At 70.2% G+C, this 16,084-nt stretch carries 14 protein-coding genes and 1 pseudogene; 6 read left to right on the forward strand and 9 right to left on the reverse strand.

What is annotated here, in order from left to right; genetic code table 11:
- Positions 1 to 120: 120 nt before the first annotated feature.
- From ruvX to AB0C62_RS19580, 4 genes are read right to left on the reverse strand one after another with little or no spacing between them, the layout of a single operon-like run.
- Positions 121 to 585, reverse strand: a complete 465-nt coding sequence (gene ruvX / locus AB0C62_RS19565; protein WP_164369973.1) for a Holliday junction resolvase RuvX — start codon at positions 583 to 585, stop codon at positions 121 to 123.
- 12 nt (positions 586 to 597) lie between these two features.
- A complete protein-coding gene (gene alaS, locus AB0C62_RS19570) occupies positions 598 to 3,270 on the reverse strand; it encodes an alanine--tRNA ligase (protein ID WP_362974747.1) in 2,673 nt (890 codons plus the stop codon).
- Positions 3,270 to 3,626, reverse strand: coding sequence for a DUF6167 family protein (locus AB0C62_RS19575; RefSeq protein ID WP_362974749.1), 357 nt, complete (start codon positions 3,624 to 3,626; stop codon positions 3,270 to 3,272). The genes alaS and AB0C62_RS19575 overlap by 1 nt, the downstream gene beginning before the upstream one ends.
- A 7-nt stretch (positions 3,627 to 3,633) precedes the next feature.
- Positions 3,634 to 4,068 carry a DUF948 domain-containing protein gene (locus tag AB0C62_RS19580; protein WP_355866102.1) on the reverse strand — a complete coding sequence of 145 codons (435 nt, stop codon included), beginning with the start codon at positions 4,066 to 4,068 and terminating at the stop codon, positions 3,634 to 3,636.
- Positions 4,069 to 4,225: 157 nt separating this feature from the next.
- Here AB0C62_RS19580 and AB0C62_RS19585 point away from each other — a divergent pair, with 157 nt between their 5' ends.
- Positions 4,226 to 6,394, forward strand: a complete 2,169-nt coding sequence (locus tag AB0C62_RS19585; protein ID WP_362974751.1) for a regulator — start codon at positions 4,226 to 4,228, stop codon at positions 6,392 to 6,394.
- Between the two features lie 39 nt (positions 6,395 to 6,433).
- On the opposite strand, the gene rpsD is transcribed toward AB0C62_RS19585, so the two are convergent.
- The 3 genes from rpsD to AB0C62_RS19600 all read right to left on the reverse strand — a co-directional run bounded on the left by rpsD (position 6,434) and on the right by AB0C62_RS19600 (position 9,424).
- Complete coding sequence (rpsD, locus tag AB0C62_RS19590; protein WP_164369968.1) at positions 6,434 to 7,048, reverse strand: 30S ribosomal protein S4; 615 nt, start codon at positions 7,046 to 7,048, stop codon at positions 6,434 to 6,436.
- A gap of 340 nt (positions 7,049 to 7,388) precedes the next feature.
- On the reverse strand, positions 7,389 to 8,744 hold the full coding sequence (locus AB0C62_RS19595) for a replication-associated recombination protein A (protein WP_362974753.1): 1,356 nt from the start codon (positions 8,742 to 8,744) through the stop codon (positions 7,389 to 7,391).
- 44 nt (positions 8,745 to 8,788) lie between these two features.
- A complete protein-coding gene (locus AB0C62_RS19600) occupies positions 8,789 to 9,424 on the reverse strand; it encodes a vitamin K epoxide reductase family protein (RefSeq protein WP_362974755.1) in 636 nt (211 codons plus the stop codon).
- Positions 9,425 to 9,564: 140 nt separating this feature from the next.
- Here AB0C62_RS19600 and AB0C62_RS19605 point away from each other — a divergent pair, with 140 nt between their 5' ends.
- From AB0C62_RS19605 to AB0C62_RS19615, 3 genes and pseudogenes are all read left to right on the forward strand, one after another.
- On the forward strand, positions 9,565 to 10,431 hold the full coding sequence (locus tag AB0C62_RS19605) for an ABC transporter ATP-binding protein (RefSeq protein WP_362974757.1): 867 nt from the start codon (positions 9,565 to 9,567) through the stop codon (positions 10,429 to 10,431).
- Positions 10,428 to 11,273 carry an ABC transporter permease gene (locus tag AB0C62_RS19610; RefSeq protein ID WP_362974759.1) on the forward strand — a complete coding sequence of 282 codons (846 nt, stop codon included), beginning with the start codon at positions 10,428 to 10,430 and terminating at the stop codon, positions 11,271 to 11,273. Before AB0C62_RS19605 ends, AB0C62_RS19610 begins: the two co-directional genes overlap by 4 nt.
- Positions 11,274 to 11,506: 233 nt before the next feature.
- Positions 11,507 to 11,644: pseudogene (locus tag AB0C62_RS19615) on the forward strand (DNA-binding response regulator); the annotation flags it as partial.
- Between the two features lie 47 nt (positions 11,645 to 11,691).
- On the opposite strand, the gene hisS reads toward AB0C62_RS19615, so the two are convergent.
- Both hisS and AB0C62_RS19625 read right to left on the reverse strand, forming a co-directional pair.
- Complete coding sequence (gene hisS, locus AB0C62_RS19620) at positions 11,692 to 12,954, reverse strand: histidine--tRNA ligase (protein ID WP_362974761.1); 1,263 nt, start codon at positions 12,952 to 12,954, stop codon at positions 11,692 to 11,694.
- Between the two features lie 10 nt (positions 12,955 to 12,964).
- Entirely contained in the window at positions 12,965 to 13,687 is a 723-nt protein-coding gene (locus tag AB0C62_RS19625) for an MBL fold metallo-hydrolase (protein ID WP_362974763.1), read from the reverse strand.
- Positions 13,688 to 13,866: 179 nt separating this feature from the next.
- Between AB0C62_RS19625 and AB0C62_RS19630 the strand changes: the two genes are divergently transcribed.
- Complete coding sequence (locus AB0C62_RS19630) at positions 13,867 to 14,685, forward strand: peptidylprolyl isomerase (protein WP_362974765.1); 819 nt, start codon at positions 13,867 to 13,869, stop codon at positions 14,683 to 14,685.
- A 136-nt stretch (positions 14,686 to 14,821) separates the two neighbouring features.
- Positions 14,822 to 16,051 (forward strand): DUF349 domain-containing protein, encoded by a 1,230-nt coding sequence (locus AB0C62_RS19635; RefSeq protein WP_362974767.1) that lies wholly within the window; start codon positions 14,822 to 14,824, stop codon positions 16,049 to 16,051.
- Positions 16,052 to 16,084 lie beyond the last annotated feature (33 nt).

Raw genomic sequence — 16,084 nt, forward strand, 5'->3', positions numbered from 1 at the left:
CCCCTACGAGCCGCGAGCCGGCAGCTGCCGGCTCAAGTGGCTCGGCTCCCGTCCGCCTCTTTTGCTGTGCGGGGGCTGTTCGAACACCACCGCATCGCGCGGAACGTTACCGTATCGCGATCACATGACCACTTCGACGCCCTCGCCGGGAGATTTACCTGACACCCGTTCGGATTCCAGGGCCTGCTGCAGAATGACGACGGCGGCAGCCTGGTCGATGACCGACCGGCCCTTCTTCGACTTCACGCCCGAGGCGCGCAGCCCCTGACTGGCCGTCACCGTGGTCATCCGCTCGTCCACGAGCCGCACCGGTACGGGAGCGATCCCCCGCGCGAGCTCCTGGGTGAAGGCACGGACCTTGACGGCGGCGGGCCCCTCGCCCCCCTTGAGGGAGCGAGGGAGACCGACGACGACCTCGATCGGCTCGTACTCCTCGACGAGCTGCTTCAGCCGGCGGTGGGCGGCCGGGACGTCACGTCCCGGGACCGTCTCCACCGGTGTCGCGAGGATCCCGTCGGGGTCGCACGAGGCGACCCCGATCCGGGCGTCCCCGACGTCGATCGCGAGTCGGCGTCCTCTGCGCATGTCCGCGAACCCCTACTTGGCCGTCTCGGCGACGAGGCGCTGGACCGCGTCGACGGCGTCACCGATGGCGGCCGGGTTCTGGCCGCCGCCCTGGGCGACGTCCGGCTTGCCGCCACCGCCGCCGCCGAGGGTCTTGGCCGCGGCCCGGACCAGCTCGCCGGCCTTGAGCCCGCGCTCACGGGCGGCCTCGTTGGTGGCGATGACCGTCAGCGGCTTGCCGCCGGACACGGTGAACAGGGCCACGACGGCGGCCCGTCCGCCCTGGATACGGCCGCGCACGTCGAGGACGAGCTTGCGCAGGTCGTCGGCGCCCGTGCCGTCCGGTACCTGACCGGTGACGAGGGCGACGCCGTTGACGTCCTGGGCGGACTCGACGAGACCGGCGGCGGCCTGGAGGACCTTCTCCGCGCGGAACTTCTCGATCTCCTTCTCGGCGTCCTTCAGCTTGCCGAGCATGGCGGAGACCTTCTCCGGAAGCTCCTCGGCGCGGCCCTTGACCAGCTCCTGGAGCTGGGCGACGACCGTGTGCTCACGGGCGAGGAAGTTGTACGCGTCGACGCCGACGAGGGCCTCGATGCGGCGCACGCCGGAGCCGATGGACGACTCGCCGAGCAGCTTGACCAGGCCGAGCTGGGCGGTGTTGTGCACGTGCGTGCCGCCGCACAGCTCCTTGGAGAAGTCGCCGATGGTCACGACGCGGACGCGCTCGCCGTACTTCTCGCCGAACTCGGCGATGGCGCCCTGCTTCTTGGCCTCGTCGATACTCATGACCTCGGCCTCGACGTCCAGGTCGCGGGCGAGCACCTCGTTGATCTGCTGCTCGACGTCGGTCATGACGGCCGTGGGGACGGCCGACGGGGAACCGAAGTCGAAGCGGAAGCGGCCGGGCTGGTTCTCGGAACCGGCCTGGGCGGCCGTCGGGCCCAGCGCGTCACGCAGCGCCTGGTGCGTGAGGTGGGTGGCCGAGTGGGCGCGGGCGATGGCCGTGCGGCGCCGCACGTCGATGACGGCCTGGGCCTTGGCACCGACGGTGGCCTCGCCGACCTGCACGACGCCCTTGTGGACGTACACCCCGGGAACGGGCTTCTGGCAGTCGCGGATCTCGATGATCGCGCCGGACTCGACCCGGATGCGGCCGGTGTCGCCGATCTGGCCGCCGCCCTCGGCGTAGAAGGGGGTGCGGTCGAGGACGATCTCGACCTCGTCGCCCTCGGTGGCGGCCGGGGAGGAGACGCCGTCGACGAGGATGCCGACGATGGTCGACTCGCCCTCGGTGCGGTCGTAGCCGATGAAGTCCGTCTCGCCGGCGGCGTCGGCGATCTGACGGTAGGCGCCGAGGTCGGCGTGACCGGTCTTCTTGGCGCGGGCGTCGGCCTTGGCCTTGTCCCGCTGCTCCTTCATCAGGCGGCGGAACCCGTCCTCGTCCACCGAGAGGCCCTGTTCGGCGGCCATCTCGAGGGTGAGGTCGATCGGGAAGCCCCAGGTGTCGTGGAGCAGGAACGCCTTGTCGCCGGCGAGGACCGTGCCCCCGGACTCCTTGGTGTCGGAGATGGCGGTGTCGAGGATGTTCGTGCCGGCCTTCAGCGTCTTGACGAAGGCGGCCTCCTCGGCGAGGGCCACGGTCTCGATCCGCTGCCGGTCGCTGACCAGTTCGGGGTACTGCTGGCCCATCATCTCGATCACGACGTCGACGAGGTCCTTGACGACGAGACCGGTGGCACCGAGCAGGCGCATGTTGCGGATGGCGCGGCGCATGATGCGGCGCAGCACGTAGCCGCGGCCCTCGTTGCCGGGGCTCACGCCGTCGCCGATGAGCATGACGGAGGTGCGCATGTGGTCGGTGACCACGCGCAGCGAGACGTCGGAGTCGGGGGCGGCGCCGTACTCGACACCGGTCAGCTCGGTGGCCTTCCTGATGACGGCCATGGAGGTGTCGATCTCGTACAGGTTCTGCACGTCCTGCAGGATCATCGCCAGACGTTCCAGGCCGAGGCCGGTGTCGATGTTCTTGCTGGGCAGTTCGCCGAGGATCTCGAAGTCGTCCTTCGAGATGCCCTCGCCACGCTCGTACTGCATGAAGACCAGGTTCCAGATCTCCACGTAGCGCTCGTCGTTGACGGCCGGGCCGCCCTCGACGCCGAACTCGGGGCCGCGGTCGTAGTTGATCTCGGAGCACGGGCCGCAGGGGCCGGGGACGCCCATGGACCAGTAGTTGTCCTTCTTGCCGAGGCGCTGGATGCGCTCGGCCGGGACACCGATCTTGTCGCGCCAGATGGCCTCGGCCTCGTCGTCCTCCAGGTAGACCGTGATCCACAGGCGCTCCGGGTCGAGCCCGTAACCACCCTTGTCCCGGGGCAGCGTGAGCAGCTCCCAGGCGTAGGTGATGGCGCCTTCCTTGAAGTAGTCGCCGAAGGAGAAGTTGCCGCACATCTGGAAGAAGGTGCCGTGCCGGGTGGTCTTGCCGACCTCTTCGATGTCGGGCGTGCGCACGCACTTCTGCACGCTGGTGGCGCGCGACCACGGCGGCTTGACCTCACCGAGGAAGTACGGCTTGAAGGGGACCATGCCGGCGGGGACCAGGAGCAGAGTCGGGTCGTCCGCGATGAGCGACGCCGAAGGGACGACGGTGTGACCGCGCTCCTCGTAGAAGCTCAACCAGCGGCGGCGGATTTCAGCCGACTCCATCAGTGGTCCTCATTCCGGTTGTACGTGTACGTCGTGTTCTCGATGTACTTGATCTGCTTGTCGTTGCCGGGCTGCCCGGCGTCGCCGATCGCGGCGATCCGGCGCTGCGTGGGGAGTTCGGGGTCGGTGCGGCCGTTGAGGCCGAGCACCTCGCCGAGTTCGGCCTCCCGCTGGGCCATCCCGTCACGGACGTCGAGGGCGAATTCCTTGAGCCGGTGACCCGCGTCGATCGCCTTGTTGGCGGCCTGCGCCGCGAGGCTCTCGGGGGTCAGCGCCCGGATCTTGCGGTTGACCTTGGTGGTGGCCCATACACCCGCGGCTGCGCCTGCGGTGAACCAGAACGTACGGCGGAACATCGCTGCGTCAGTCCTTCTTCCGCTTTCCCCGTCGCGACGACGGGACGGTGCGGCCCACGATCACGGTTCGCCGGGACGCCTTGTCGGGCTCGTTCTCTCGACGGCCTCCGATGGCCCGGCGCACGCCGTAACCGAACGCCGCGACCTTGACCAGGGGGCCGCCGAAGGTGGAGGCGACGGTCGTCGACAGTGCCGACGCGTTCGACGTGACCTCCTGGACGTCCGAGGCGATGGCGTCGACGCGGTCGATCTGGGTCTGCGCGGAGCGCACGGCCGCCGACGCGTCCGCCAGGAGCGGGACGGCCTGTTCGGTCACGTCCGCCACGAGCTTGGTGGTCGCCCGGAGCGTCTGGGCCAGCCTCGCCAGCGCGACGGCGAGGAAGGACACCAGGATCGCCCAGAACACGGCCACCAGGATCCCGGCCACCTCACCACCGGTCACTGTCGCACCCGCTCCCTGACTGCCTGATCATCGAAAAGTCGTCACCCGAGCCTATCGCGCCGACACCGCGGCTCCGTACCGCATTACCGGCTGCCGCACCTGGAGTTGCGCGAAGCGATTGTACGGAGTGCTCACAGGTCAGTACGCTCCGTATCCCATGCAGCGTTCTCAGCCCGCCCGGCGCTCCGCTCCCGCGACATCCGGCAATCTGCCCCTGGAACTCGACGCGTTCGTGGGTCGCTCGGCCGAACTGGCGCGGCTGGCCGAGCTGCTGGAGACGGTCAGGCTGGTCACGGTGACCGGGGTCGGTGGCGTGGGAAAGTCCCGTTTCGCGGTGCACGCGGCGGCGTGCGCGGAGGGGCTCGACGGGGTGTACCGCGTGGACCTGTCCGCGGTGCACGATCCGGGACTCGTCGAGTACGCGGTGCTCGAGGCCCTCGGCCTGACGGACCACACCGCGAAGCCACCGCGTCAGGTGCTGCTCGGCCACCTCGCCGACCGGCGCCTCCTGCTCGTGCTGGACGGCTTCGAGCACCTGGTGGAGGTGACCGCCTCGCTGGTGGCCGAGCTGCTGCGCAAGGCGCCGGAGCTGCGGGTGCTGGCCGTGGGGCGCCGGCCGCTGGATCTCGGCGGCGAGCGGGTGTTCCCGCTGGCCCCGCTGGCCGAGGCGGAGGCGGCGGAGCTGTTCGTGGACCGGGCGGCGGCGCGGGTCCCCGGGTTCACGCTGGACGAGGGGAACCGGGCCGACGTCCTGGAGCTGTGCCGTCGCCTGGACGGGATCCCCCTGGCGGTGGAGCTGGCGGCCGGACGCCTCAGCGCCCTCTCCCCCGGTCAGTTGCTCGCGCGGCTGGAGGACCGGTTCCGGCTGCTGACCGGGGGCGGGCGGGACGCGCTGCCCCGGCATCAGACGCTGCGGACCGCGATCGGCTGGAGCCATGAGCTGTGCACCCCGGAGGAGCGCCTGCTGTGGTCGCGGCTGTCGGTGTTCGCCGGCCGGTTCGACCTGGAGGCCGCCGAATACGTGTGCAGCGGGGACGGGCTGCACGCCGACGACGTCCTCGACGTACTGGACGCGCTGCTCGCGCAGTCCGTGCTGTCCCGCGAGGAGACGGCGGCCGGGGTGCGCTACCGGATGCTCGACACGGTCCGGGCGTACGGCGCCGAGTGGCTGGAGGCGACGGGGGACGCGGAGCGGCTGTGCCGCCGGCACCGCGACTGGTACATGGGGCTCGCCACCTGGTGCGAGCTCGACTGGTTTTCCCCGCGCCAGGGCGAGGTCGCGGCGCGGGTCGAGACGGAACTGCCGAATCTGCGCTGCGCGCTGGAGTTCTCGCTGACCGAGCCGGACGACGCCCATCTCGGCCAGTACCTGGCGGGCGCCCTCTGGTTCTACTGGGTGGGCTGCGGCCGGCTCTCCGAGGGTCGGCACTGGCTGGAGCGCAGTGTCGAGCTGGACGGCGACCGCGACCAGTCGCGGCTGAAGGCCCTGTGGGTGCTCGGTTACGTGGCGGTCCTCCAGGGTGACTCGGTGCCCGCGCTGTCAGCACTCCACGAGTGCCGTGAGGAGGCCGAGCGCTCCAAGAACGCCGTGGCGATCGCGTACGCCGAGCACCGCACCGGCTGTCTGGCCCTGGTCACGGACGACATGACGCGCGCCGAGACCCTGCTGCGCTCGGCCCTCGACCGCTATCACGAGATCGGCGAGCTGAACAGCAACGTGCTGATGGGGCAGGTCGAGCTGGCGATGGCGCTCGCCTTCCAGGGCGATCTGCCGGGCGCGGTGAAACTGTGCGAGGACGTCCGCCGGGTCTGCGAGGACCACGGGGAGCGCTGGGCGCTCGGGTACGCGCTGTACGTCCTGGCGTACGAGGCCCAGGTGGGCGGCGACCCCGCGCGCGCCCGGGACCTCCTGCGACGGGGGCTCGGTATCGCGCACGCCTTCCACGACCTGCTCGGCGCCGTCCTCGCGGTCGAGCTGCTCGCCCTGATCACGGCGGTGGAGGGCGATCCGGCCGAGGCCGCGTTGCTCCAGGGGGCCGCGTCGCGGATGTGGCCGTCGGTGGGCCTGCCGCTGTTCGGCTCGGCGTACTACAACGCCCCGCACGAGCGCTGCGCGGCGCTGGCCCGGCAGTCGCTGGGCGACGAGCGGTACGAGGAGTGCGTACGGGAGGGGGAGTCGCTCGGGCAGGAGGCCGCTGTCGCCCGGGCGCTCGGCGAGGCGGGCGCACCGCCGCTCGGGATGGTGCCGTCGCCGCGCAGACTGCCCCCGGACAGGCGAAAGCCCGCCGTCTCCCCCACCGTGAAGGGCGGGGAGACGACGGGCTGACGCTGACGCGCAGGTGGTGCTACGTCCGCCGGAAGAAGATCAGCGGGCGTAGTACTCGACGACGAGCTGCTCGTCGCAGATCACCGGGATCTCCTTGCGGTTCGGCTCGCGGTCCAGGCGGAACGCCAGGGCCGGGAGGTTCACCTGGAGGTAGCGCGGGGTCTCACCGTCGGGGGCGAACCCACCGGCACGGGAGACCTCGAACAGGGTCTTGCTGCGGCTGCGCTCGCGGACCATCACGACGTCGTCGGGACGGACACGGAACGACGGCTTGTCGACCTTGCCACCGTTGACCTCGATGTGGCCGTGGACGACCATCTGGCGGGCCTGGTAGATCGTGCGGGCGATGCCCGAACGCAGCACCAGCGCGTCGAGACGGCGCTCGAGCTCGATGACCAGGGCCTCACCGGTCTTGCCCTGCGTCTTGGCGGCACGCTCGTAGGCGCGGACGAGCTGACGCTCGGACACGTCGTACTGCGCGCGCAGACGCTGCTTCTCCAGCAGACGGACCTTGTAGTCCGAGTTCTGCTTGCGGCCGCGGCCGTGCTCGCCCGGCGGGTAGGGGCGGGCCTCGAAGTACTTGACGGCCTTCGGGGTCAGCGCGATGCCGAGGGCACGCGACTTCTTGACCTTGGGGCGGGACTGGTTCGGCATGAACCAAACACCTCATGTTTCGGATGCGAATACGGCTTCACCAGGGTTAGGGGAGGTCGCAATCCGCAGCCCGGGAAACCCTTTCCGTCGACGTGAGGATCCACGTGGGCGGGGCGGGCAGCCGCTCCTGGGTCTGGGCACATACGTGCAGCACGCGAGTGACCCACCGACCGGTCCCGGAGATCCGGGTGGTGGTGGGTTGCCCGCGACACCTTCGACGGTGCGCGACGCTCCTGGAATCCCTCCATGACGGCAGGGGCTCCGGCTGAATGTCCCGTTCTGGTGGTGCCGACCGGAGCCGGACACGGGACGCAGCGCTTCGAGACATCGTACAGGGTGCTCAGGAGCGCCCTCGACCGAGGTGCTTCCTGGTCCACTCCACGGCGTCCGCGTAGCGCGCCTCGGCTCCGTGTCGGGTCGGGGTGTAGTACTCCCGGTCCTTGAGCTCCTCCGGCGCGTACTGCTGGGCGGCGATTCCCTCGGGCAGGTCGTGCGGATACACGTAGCCCTGGGCGTGGCCGAGCTTGGCCGCGCCCTTGTAGTGCCCGTCGCGCAGATGGGTCGGCACGGGTCCGGCGTGGCCCTTGCGGACGTCCTCCATCGCGGCGCCGATGGCGGTCGTCGCGGCGTTGGACTTCGGGGCGAGGGCGAGGGCGATCGTCGCGTGGCTGAGGGTGAGCGCGGCCTCGGGGAAGCCGATCATCGCGACCGCCTGGGCGGCGGCGACGGCGGTCGGCAGCGCGTTCGGGTCGGCGAGGCCGATGTCCTCGCTGGCGGAGATCATCAGGCGGCGGGCGATGAAGCGGGGGTCCTCGCCGGCGTCGATCATCCGGGCGAGGTAGTGCAGGGCGGCGTCCACGTCGGAGCCGCGGATGGACTTGATGAGCGCGCTCGCGACGTCGTAGTGCTGGTCGCCGTCGCGGTCGTACGTCACGGCGGCGCGGTCGACGGTCTCCTCCAGGGTCTGGAGGGTGATCTCCGGCTCGCCCTTGTCGAGGGCCGCGCCGGCGGCGGCCTCCAGCGCGGTCAGGGCCCGGCGGGCGTCCCCGCCGGCGATCCGCAGCAGGTGGCCCTCGGTGTCCTCGGGAAGGCCGACGGCCTCCTTGAGGCCGCGCTCGTCGCCGAGCGCCCGGCGCAGCAGGGCGCGCAGGTCGTCGTCGGTGAGCGGTTCCAGGGTGAGGAGCAGGGAGCGGGAGAGCAGGGGGGAGATCACCGAGAAGTACGGGTTCTCGGTGGTCGCGGCGATCAACGTGACCCAGCGGTTCTCGACGGCCGGCAGCAGGGAGTCCTGCTGGGCCTTGCTGAAGCGGTGGATCTCGTCGAGGAAGAGGACGGTCTCCTTGCCGAAGCCGCCGGTGGCCCGGCGGGCGCCGTCGATGACGGCGCGCACCTCCTTGACGCCGGCGGTGATCGCGGAGAGCTCGACGAATCGCTTCTCGGTGGCTTTGGAGACGACGTACGCGAGGGTCGTCTTTCCGGTGCCGGGCGGGCCCCAGAGGATGACCGAGGACGGCCCGGCCGGACCGCCGCCGCCCTCGGCGACGAGTCTGCGCAGGGGTGAGCCCGGCTTCAGCAGATGCTGCTGGCCCACGACGTCGTCGAGGGTGCGCGGGCGCATCCGCACCGCCAGGGGACTGCTGGACGGGTCCTTCTCCTGGCGTTCTTCTGCTGCGGCGGTGAACAGGTCGGGCTCCACGTCCAAAACCCTATGTCACGCCACTGACAATCCCCGCAGGGCCGTCAGCTGGTCCAGAAGTCCCACCAGCGGGTCAGGATCAGCATGCCGATGATGCCGATGTGCAGCACGGGCAGGACCCAGGTGAACTCGCCGAGGAAGCTCTTCGCCCAGCGCGGGGCGGGCAGGAAGCCGTTACGCACGTTGAAGGACGTCACGTACCAGAACATGGTGATCGTGGCGACCCAGGCGAGGCTGCACCACAGGCACAGCGAGTTGATCCGGTACAGCGACTGGAACTGGAGCCAGGTGCAGAACGCGACACCGAAGAGCGTGCCGAAGTTGAAGGTGAGCCAGTACCAGCGGGGGAAGGTGGCACGGGCGAGCAGGCTCATGCCGACGCAGATCACGATGCCGTAGGCGACGAGACCGAGCATCGGGTTCGGGAAGCCGAAGGCGGATGCCTGGTCGCTCTTCATGATGTTGCCGCAGGAGACCACCGGGTTCAGGCTGCACCCGGGCACGAAGTTCGGGTTCTCCAGCAGCTTGAACTTGTCGATCGTGATGACCCACGCGGCAAGGAGACCGGCCGCACCCGTGATCACCAGCAGCAGGGCGAGGGCGCGACTGCCGCCGGCCGTCCGGGGAGCCGCGGGGCGTTCCTGCTCGGTCGGGACGTCCTTGACTGTCGTCTTGCTCATCACGCCGTTTCCGTTGCTTCGAAGGGGCCTGCGGGCAGGCTCATTGTGCCGCACCAGCCCCCTTGTCCACCGTTCGGTGGACATAAGAAAGTACGCACGGTCGTCCCGGAGCGTTCGGTTCCGGGGGGATGCTCGTCGCCATGACGACACACGGGGAACAACTCGCGGTGGACGTACGGGGGCTGCGCAAGCAGTACGGGGACGTGACCGCCGTCGACGGCATCGATCTCGGCATCCGGCGGGGGGAGGTGTTCGGCCTGCTCGGGCCGAACGGAGCGGGCAAGAGCACCACGGTGGAGATCCTTCAGGGCAACCGGCGCCGGGACGCGGGCGAGGTGTCGGTGCTGGGCTCGGACCCGGCCACGGGCACGCGCGCGTGGCGCTCGCGCGTCGGCATCGTCTGGCAGGACGAATCCGCGCCCGCCGAGTTGACGGTGAACGAGACGGTGCGGCATTTCGCCCGCTATTACCCGAATCCGCGTGATCCCGAGGAGGTCATCGGACTCGTCGGACTGGAGCAGAAGGCCGGCAGCAGGATCAAGTCGCTGTCGGGCGGCCAGCGCAGGCGGCTCGATGTCGCCCTCGGTGTCATCGGCGGTCCCGAGCTGCTGCTCCTGGACGAGCCGACCACGGGCTTCGACCCGGCGGCGCGGCGGCAGTTCTGGGAGCTGATCCGCAGGCTCGCCGACGAGGGCACGACGATCCTGCTGACCACGCACTACCTGGAGGAGGCGGAGGCCCTCGCCGACCGGCTGGCGGTGGTCGCGCGGGGCAGGGTCGTCGCCGAGGGCGAACCGGCCGCGCTGCGCGAGCGCTTCGGCACGGAGGCGACGGTCGCGTGGACCGAGACCGACGGCACCGCGCGCAGCGAGCGCACGGACACGCCCACCAAGACCGTCGCCGAACTCGTCCACCGCTTCGACGGGGAGATCCCCGGGCTCCGGATCAGCCGGCCGACCCTGGAGGACGTCTATCTGCGACTGACCGGCCAGGAGGACGCGCGATGACCACGACCGACGTACGCGAACGCACCGGGACGGCGGCCGGAAGGCTGCCCGGCGCCTGGGGACTGGGGCTGCGGCGCGGTGCCCTGGAGATCAAGCAGTTCTTCCGGCAGCGCGACCAGGTGATGTTCACCTTCGCCTTCCCGGTCGTCTTCCTCTTCCTGTTCGCGTCGATCTTCAGCGACGACGTGAAGGGCGCGGGGATCACCGCCTCGCAGTTGTACGTCCCGGCGATGATGGCCGCGGGCATCATGTCCACCAGCTTCCAGTCCCTCGGCATATCGATCGCGATCGAACGGGACGAGAAGGTGCTGCGCCGGCTGCGCGGCACACCGATGCCGCCGGCCGCGTACTTCCTCGGCAAGATCTGGCTGGTTCTCGTCACCGGCGCGCTGGAGACGGCGATCCTGCTCCTCGTCGGCACCACGCTGTACGACGTCGACCTGCCCGCGAACGCCGGCAAGTGGGCCGACTTCGCCTGGATCTTCGTCCTCGGCCTGACGGCCTGCGCGCTCCTCGGCATCGCGGTCAGCTCGGTCCCGAAGACGGGCAAGAGCGCCACCTCGGTGGTCGTCCTGCCGTTCCTGGTCCTCCAGTTCATCTCCGGCGTCTACATCGCCATCGACACCATCCCGGACTGGATGCTGAACATCGGCGCCCTGTTCCCCCTCAAGTGGATGTGCCAGGGCCTGCGCGGGGTGTTCCTGCCCGAGTCCGCCCAGGTCCTGGAGCAGACCGGCGGCTGGGAGTTCGGGCGGATCGCTTTGGTGCTGGGGGCGTGGTGCGTCGGAGGACTGCTGCTGTGCCTGCTGACCTTCCGCTGGAAGAACCAGCGCGACGGATGACCTTCGGGCTCACGCCCCGGCCCCGTCCGCTCGGGACAGCGCCCGGGAGTCGACCACGGGAGGGCGCTCGTTCCGGCTGTGGGACGCGTACTGCGCCGTCGTGTGGGTGGCCGCCCTGGTGTTCGTGCTCGGCACGGCCCACCCGGGGTGGCACGTCCGGCTCGCGGCCGGCGGGCCGCTCCTGCTGCTCGTCCCCGGGTACCGGGCGGTCGGACGCCCCGCCCTGACGGCCGACGTCCGCGACGAGCGGATGCCGGCTCTTCGTTGGCGAGTCCACCGTGAAGACCCATCTGCCGTGGGCCTTCGGCACGTTGGGGGTGGACGACCGCACGGCGGCCGTGCCGAGCGCGATGCGTTGCGCACTGCTGGACCGAGGCTCCCGCCCCCTCCGTTCGAGGAGGGGGCGGGAACGGGCCGGTCAGCCCAGGCGCGACCGCAGTTCGCCCACGATCTCGCCCACGCCGACCGCCGCCTGCTCACCGGACTCCATGTCCTTGAGCTGCACGACGCCCTCCGCGAGGTCACGCTCGCCGGCCACGACGGTGTACCGCGCGCCCGACCGGTTGGCGTTCTTCATCGCGCCCTTGAGGCCCTTGGCGCCGTACGAGAAGTCGGCCGGGACACCGAGCTTGCGCAGTTCGGTGACCACGCCGAACAGCACCCGGCGCGCCTCCTCCCCGAGCGGCACCGCGAACACGCTGGTGGACGCGGGGATTTCGAGCTCGACGCCCTCCGCCTCCAGCGCCAGCACCGTGCGGTCGACGCCGAGGGCCCAGCCGACGGACGGCAGCGCGGGGCCGCCGATCATCTCGGACAGCCCGTCGTAACGGCCACCGCCGCCCACCGCGGACTGCGAGCCGAGACCGTCGTGCACGAACTCGAACGTGGTGCGCGTGTAGTAGTCCAGGCCGCGCACCAGCTTCGGGTCGTCCTCGAAGGAGACGCCCGCGGCCGTGATCAGGTCGCGCACCTCCTCGTGGTACGCCTTGCACGCGTCGCACAGGTAGTCCCGCAGCAACGGCGCGCCGGTCAGCTGCTTCTGGACGTCGTCACGCTTGTCGTCGAGCACGCGCAGCGGGTTGATCTCCGCGCGGCGCAGCGTCTCCTCGTCCAGGTCCAGGCCCCGCAGGAACTCCTGCAGCGCGGCCCGGTAGACGGGACGGCACTCCTTGTCGCCCAGGCTGTTCAGCAGGATGCGGAAGTTCCGCAGGCCCAGCGAGCGGTACGCCTGGTCCGCCAGGATGATCAGCTCGGCGTCGAGCGCCGGGTCCTCGGCACCGATCGCCTCGGCGCCCACCTGGGAGAAGTGGCGGTAACGGCCCTTCTGGGGACGCTCGTAGCGGTAGTACGAGCCGGAGTACCAGAGCTTGACGGGGAGGTTGCCCGCCTTGTGCAGGTTGGCCTCGAGGGCCGCGCGCAGCACGGAGGCGGTTCCCTCGGGGCGCAGAGCCAGTCTGTCGCCGCCCTTGGTCTCGAAGGCGTACATCTCCTTGGTGACGATGTCGGTGGACTCACCGACACCGCGGGCGAAGAGTTCGACGTTCTCGAAGCCGGGCGTCTCGATGTAGCCGTAACCGGAGTTGCGCAGCGGCGCGGAGATGGCCTCGCGGACCGCGAGGTACTTGGCGCTCTCCGGCGGGATCAGGTCGTACGTGCCCTTGGGGGCCTTGAAGGTGCTCACGGAAGTCTCGTCACATTCCTCGTCGAGGAGCGGAGGCGGGGTCCGCTCCGCGTTCCTGGCGGTTCGCCGCCACCTGCCGCAGATACGGGTTGGCGGCGCGCTCCTGGCCGATGGTCGTCTGGGGGCCGTGGCCGGACAGCACCACGGTCGAGTCGTCGAGCGGCAGGCACACACGGCCCAGCGAGTCGAGCATCTCGTCCATGTCGCCGCCGGGCAGGTCGGTGCGTCCGACGGAGCCGGCGAAGAGCAGATCCCCGGAGAAGAACACGGACGGGATGTCCGCGTTCTCGGGCATCCGGAACGTCACCGACCCCTTCGTATGGCCCGGCGCGTGCGCGACGGACAGGTCGAGGCCCGCCAGCTTCAGCTCCGCGCCGTCGGTCAGCGTCCGCACGTCGTCCGGCTCTCCCACGGTCAGTTCGCCCATCAGCGGCATCCCGATGGAACGGCCGAGCGCCCGCTCGGGGTCGCTCATCATGTACCGGTCCTCGGGGTGGATCCAGGCGGGCACGTCGTGCGCCCCGCACACGGGAACGACCGAGGCGACGTGGTCGATGTGGCCATGGGTGAGGATGACCGCGACGGGCTTGAGCCGATGCTTGGCGAGTGCTTCCTCGACTCCCTGGGCGGCCTGATGGCCCGGGTCGATGATCACGCACTCCTCACCCGCGGCGGGGGCGACCAGGTAACAGTTGGTCCCCCAGGCCCCGGCGGGGAACCCGGCAATGAGCACGATCGTCCTTCGTGGTGGCGTACGCGCTGGTGTCGTACGGGGCGGGTGGCTGTGGATCAGAGCCTACCGGCGCTGCCGATTCCTCAGCGAACCCATATACGGTACGGGGCACACGCAGGCGGTCGGCTCACAAGACGCACGCGTCCCATCGACGTACGAGACGCACGAGGAGAAACCCGGTGGTCAGCCAGGAACAGCGGCGGCGTCAGCTCGCCCGGGAGAAGTTCTTGCGACAGCAGCAGCGCCGCACGGCCGCGCGACGCAAGACCCATACACGCAACGCGGTGATCGCGTCGGTCCTCGGCGTCCTCGTCGCGGGCGGTGCGCTGTCGTTCGCGACCGGGGTCTTCAAGAACGACGACAAGAAGACCAGTGCCGGTTCCGAGGTGTCGCCGAGCGCCACCCCGAGCAAGGCGTCCGACCCGTGCGAGAAGCCGGCGGCGGGCAAGGTGAAGTCGCTCAGCTGGAAGAAGGAGCCGGCGGTCACCATCGACAAGTCCGCTGCCTACACGATGAAGATGGCGACGACCTGTGGCGACATAGACATCGCCCTCAAGGCGTCCGCGGCCCCGCACACGGTGAACTCGTTCTCGTACCTCGCCGGCAAGGGCTTCTTCGACCACACCAAGTGCCACCGGCTCACCACCAACGGCATCTACGTCCTGCAGTGCGGCGACCCGACCGCCCAGGGCTCCGGCGGTCCCGGCTACACGATCCCGGACGAGAACCTGAAGGACAAGGCGCTCAAGGACGGGGTGTACCCGGCGGGCACGATCGCCATGGCCAACACCGGTCAGAAGCACACCGGCGGCAGCCAGTACTTCCTCGTCTACCAGGACAGCAAGTTGCCGCCCAGCTACACACCGTTCGGAACTATTTCCAAGTCCGGCATGACGGTCCTCAAGAAGATCGCGGGCGCCGGTGAGAGCACGGGCCAGGGCGACGGCGCCCCCAACGCGACCGTCGTGATCAACAAGATGACCGTGACGAAATCCTGACCGCCGCCTGCTTAATTTTCGGTCGCGCGGGATGCGGACAGCCGCCCCGCCGGTCGCCTATGTTGGCCGTGACGAAACTGTGGACGATGCCCGGGGGCGCTGACGCCCCTCGCAGGCATCATGTGGAGGAGGCGCTGTGAGCAGCGACCCGTGGGGACGCGTCGACGAGACGGGGACCGTGTACGTGCGTACGGCCGACGGCGAGCAGGTCGTCGGTTCCTGGCAGGCCGGCTCCCCCGATGAGGCGCTGGCCTACTTCGAGCGCAAGTACGAGGGCCTGGTTGTCGAGATCGGCCTCCTCGAGAAGCGAGTGAAGACCACCGACCTGTCGGCGAAGGACGCCCAGGCCGCCATCGATCACATCCGTGAGCAGGTGGTGGCCCACCACGCGGTGGGTGACCTGGACGCCCTGAAGGTCCGTCTCGACAAGCTCGTCGAGACGGTCGACGCGCGTCGTGAGGAGCGCAAGGTCCAGCGGGCCAAGCAGTCCGACGAGGCGCGGCACTCCAAGGAGGCGCTGGTCGTCGAGGCCGAGGAGCTGGCGCAGAGCGACCAGTGGCGCTCGGCGGGCGAGCGGCTGCGTGCCCTGGTGGACACGTGGAAGGGGCTGCCCCGGCTCGACCGCAAGTCGGACGACGAGCTGTGGCACCGCTTCTCGCACGCCCGCTCGGCGTTCTCCAAGCGGCGCAAGGCGCACTTCGCCTCGCTGGACGCGCAGCGCGAGGAGGCCCGCAAGACCAAGGAGAAGCTGGTCGCGGAGGCCGAGTCGCTGTCCGGTTCGACGGACTGGGGTCCGACGGCCGCCCGTTACCGCGAGCTGATGGCGGACTGGAAGGCCGCGGGCCGCGCTCAGCGCGAGCACGAGGACGACCTGTGGAACCGCTTCCGCGGCGCCCAGGACGTGTTCTTCGCGGCACGCGGTTCGGTCTTCGCCGAGCGGGACGCGGAGCAGACGGAGAACCTCAAGCTCAAGGAGGAGCTGGCCGAGGAGGCCGAGAAGCTCGTCCCGGTGCAGGACCTGAAGGCGGCCCGTGCGGCCTTCCGCTCGATCAACGAGCGCTGGGAGGCCATCGGCCACGTGCCGCGTGACGCCCGCCCGAAGGTCGAGGGGCGGATGCACGCGGTGGAGCGGGCTCTCCAGGACTCCGAGGAGACCGAGTGGCGCCGGACGAACCCGGAGGCACGCGCGCGTGCCGAGGGTCTGACCGGCCAGCTGCAGTCCGCCGTGGACAAGCTCCAGGGCCAGATCGAGGCGGCGCGCACCGCGGGCAACTCCGCGAGGGCCGACAAGCTCCAGAAGGAGCTCGACGGCCGTCAGGCGCTGCTGGACCAGGCGCTGAAGGGCCTTCAGGAGTTCGGAGGCTGAGGCTTCGGCCGCGACGGCTCACGCGAAGGGGCT

The organism is Streptomyces sp. NPDC048643 (assembly GCF_040650615.1).
Taxonomy (GTDB): domain Bacteria; phylum Actinomycetota; class Actinomycetes; order Streptomycetales; family Streptomycetaceae; genus Streptomyces.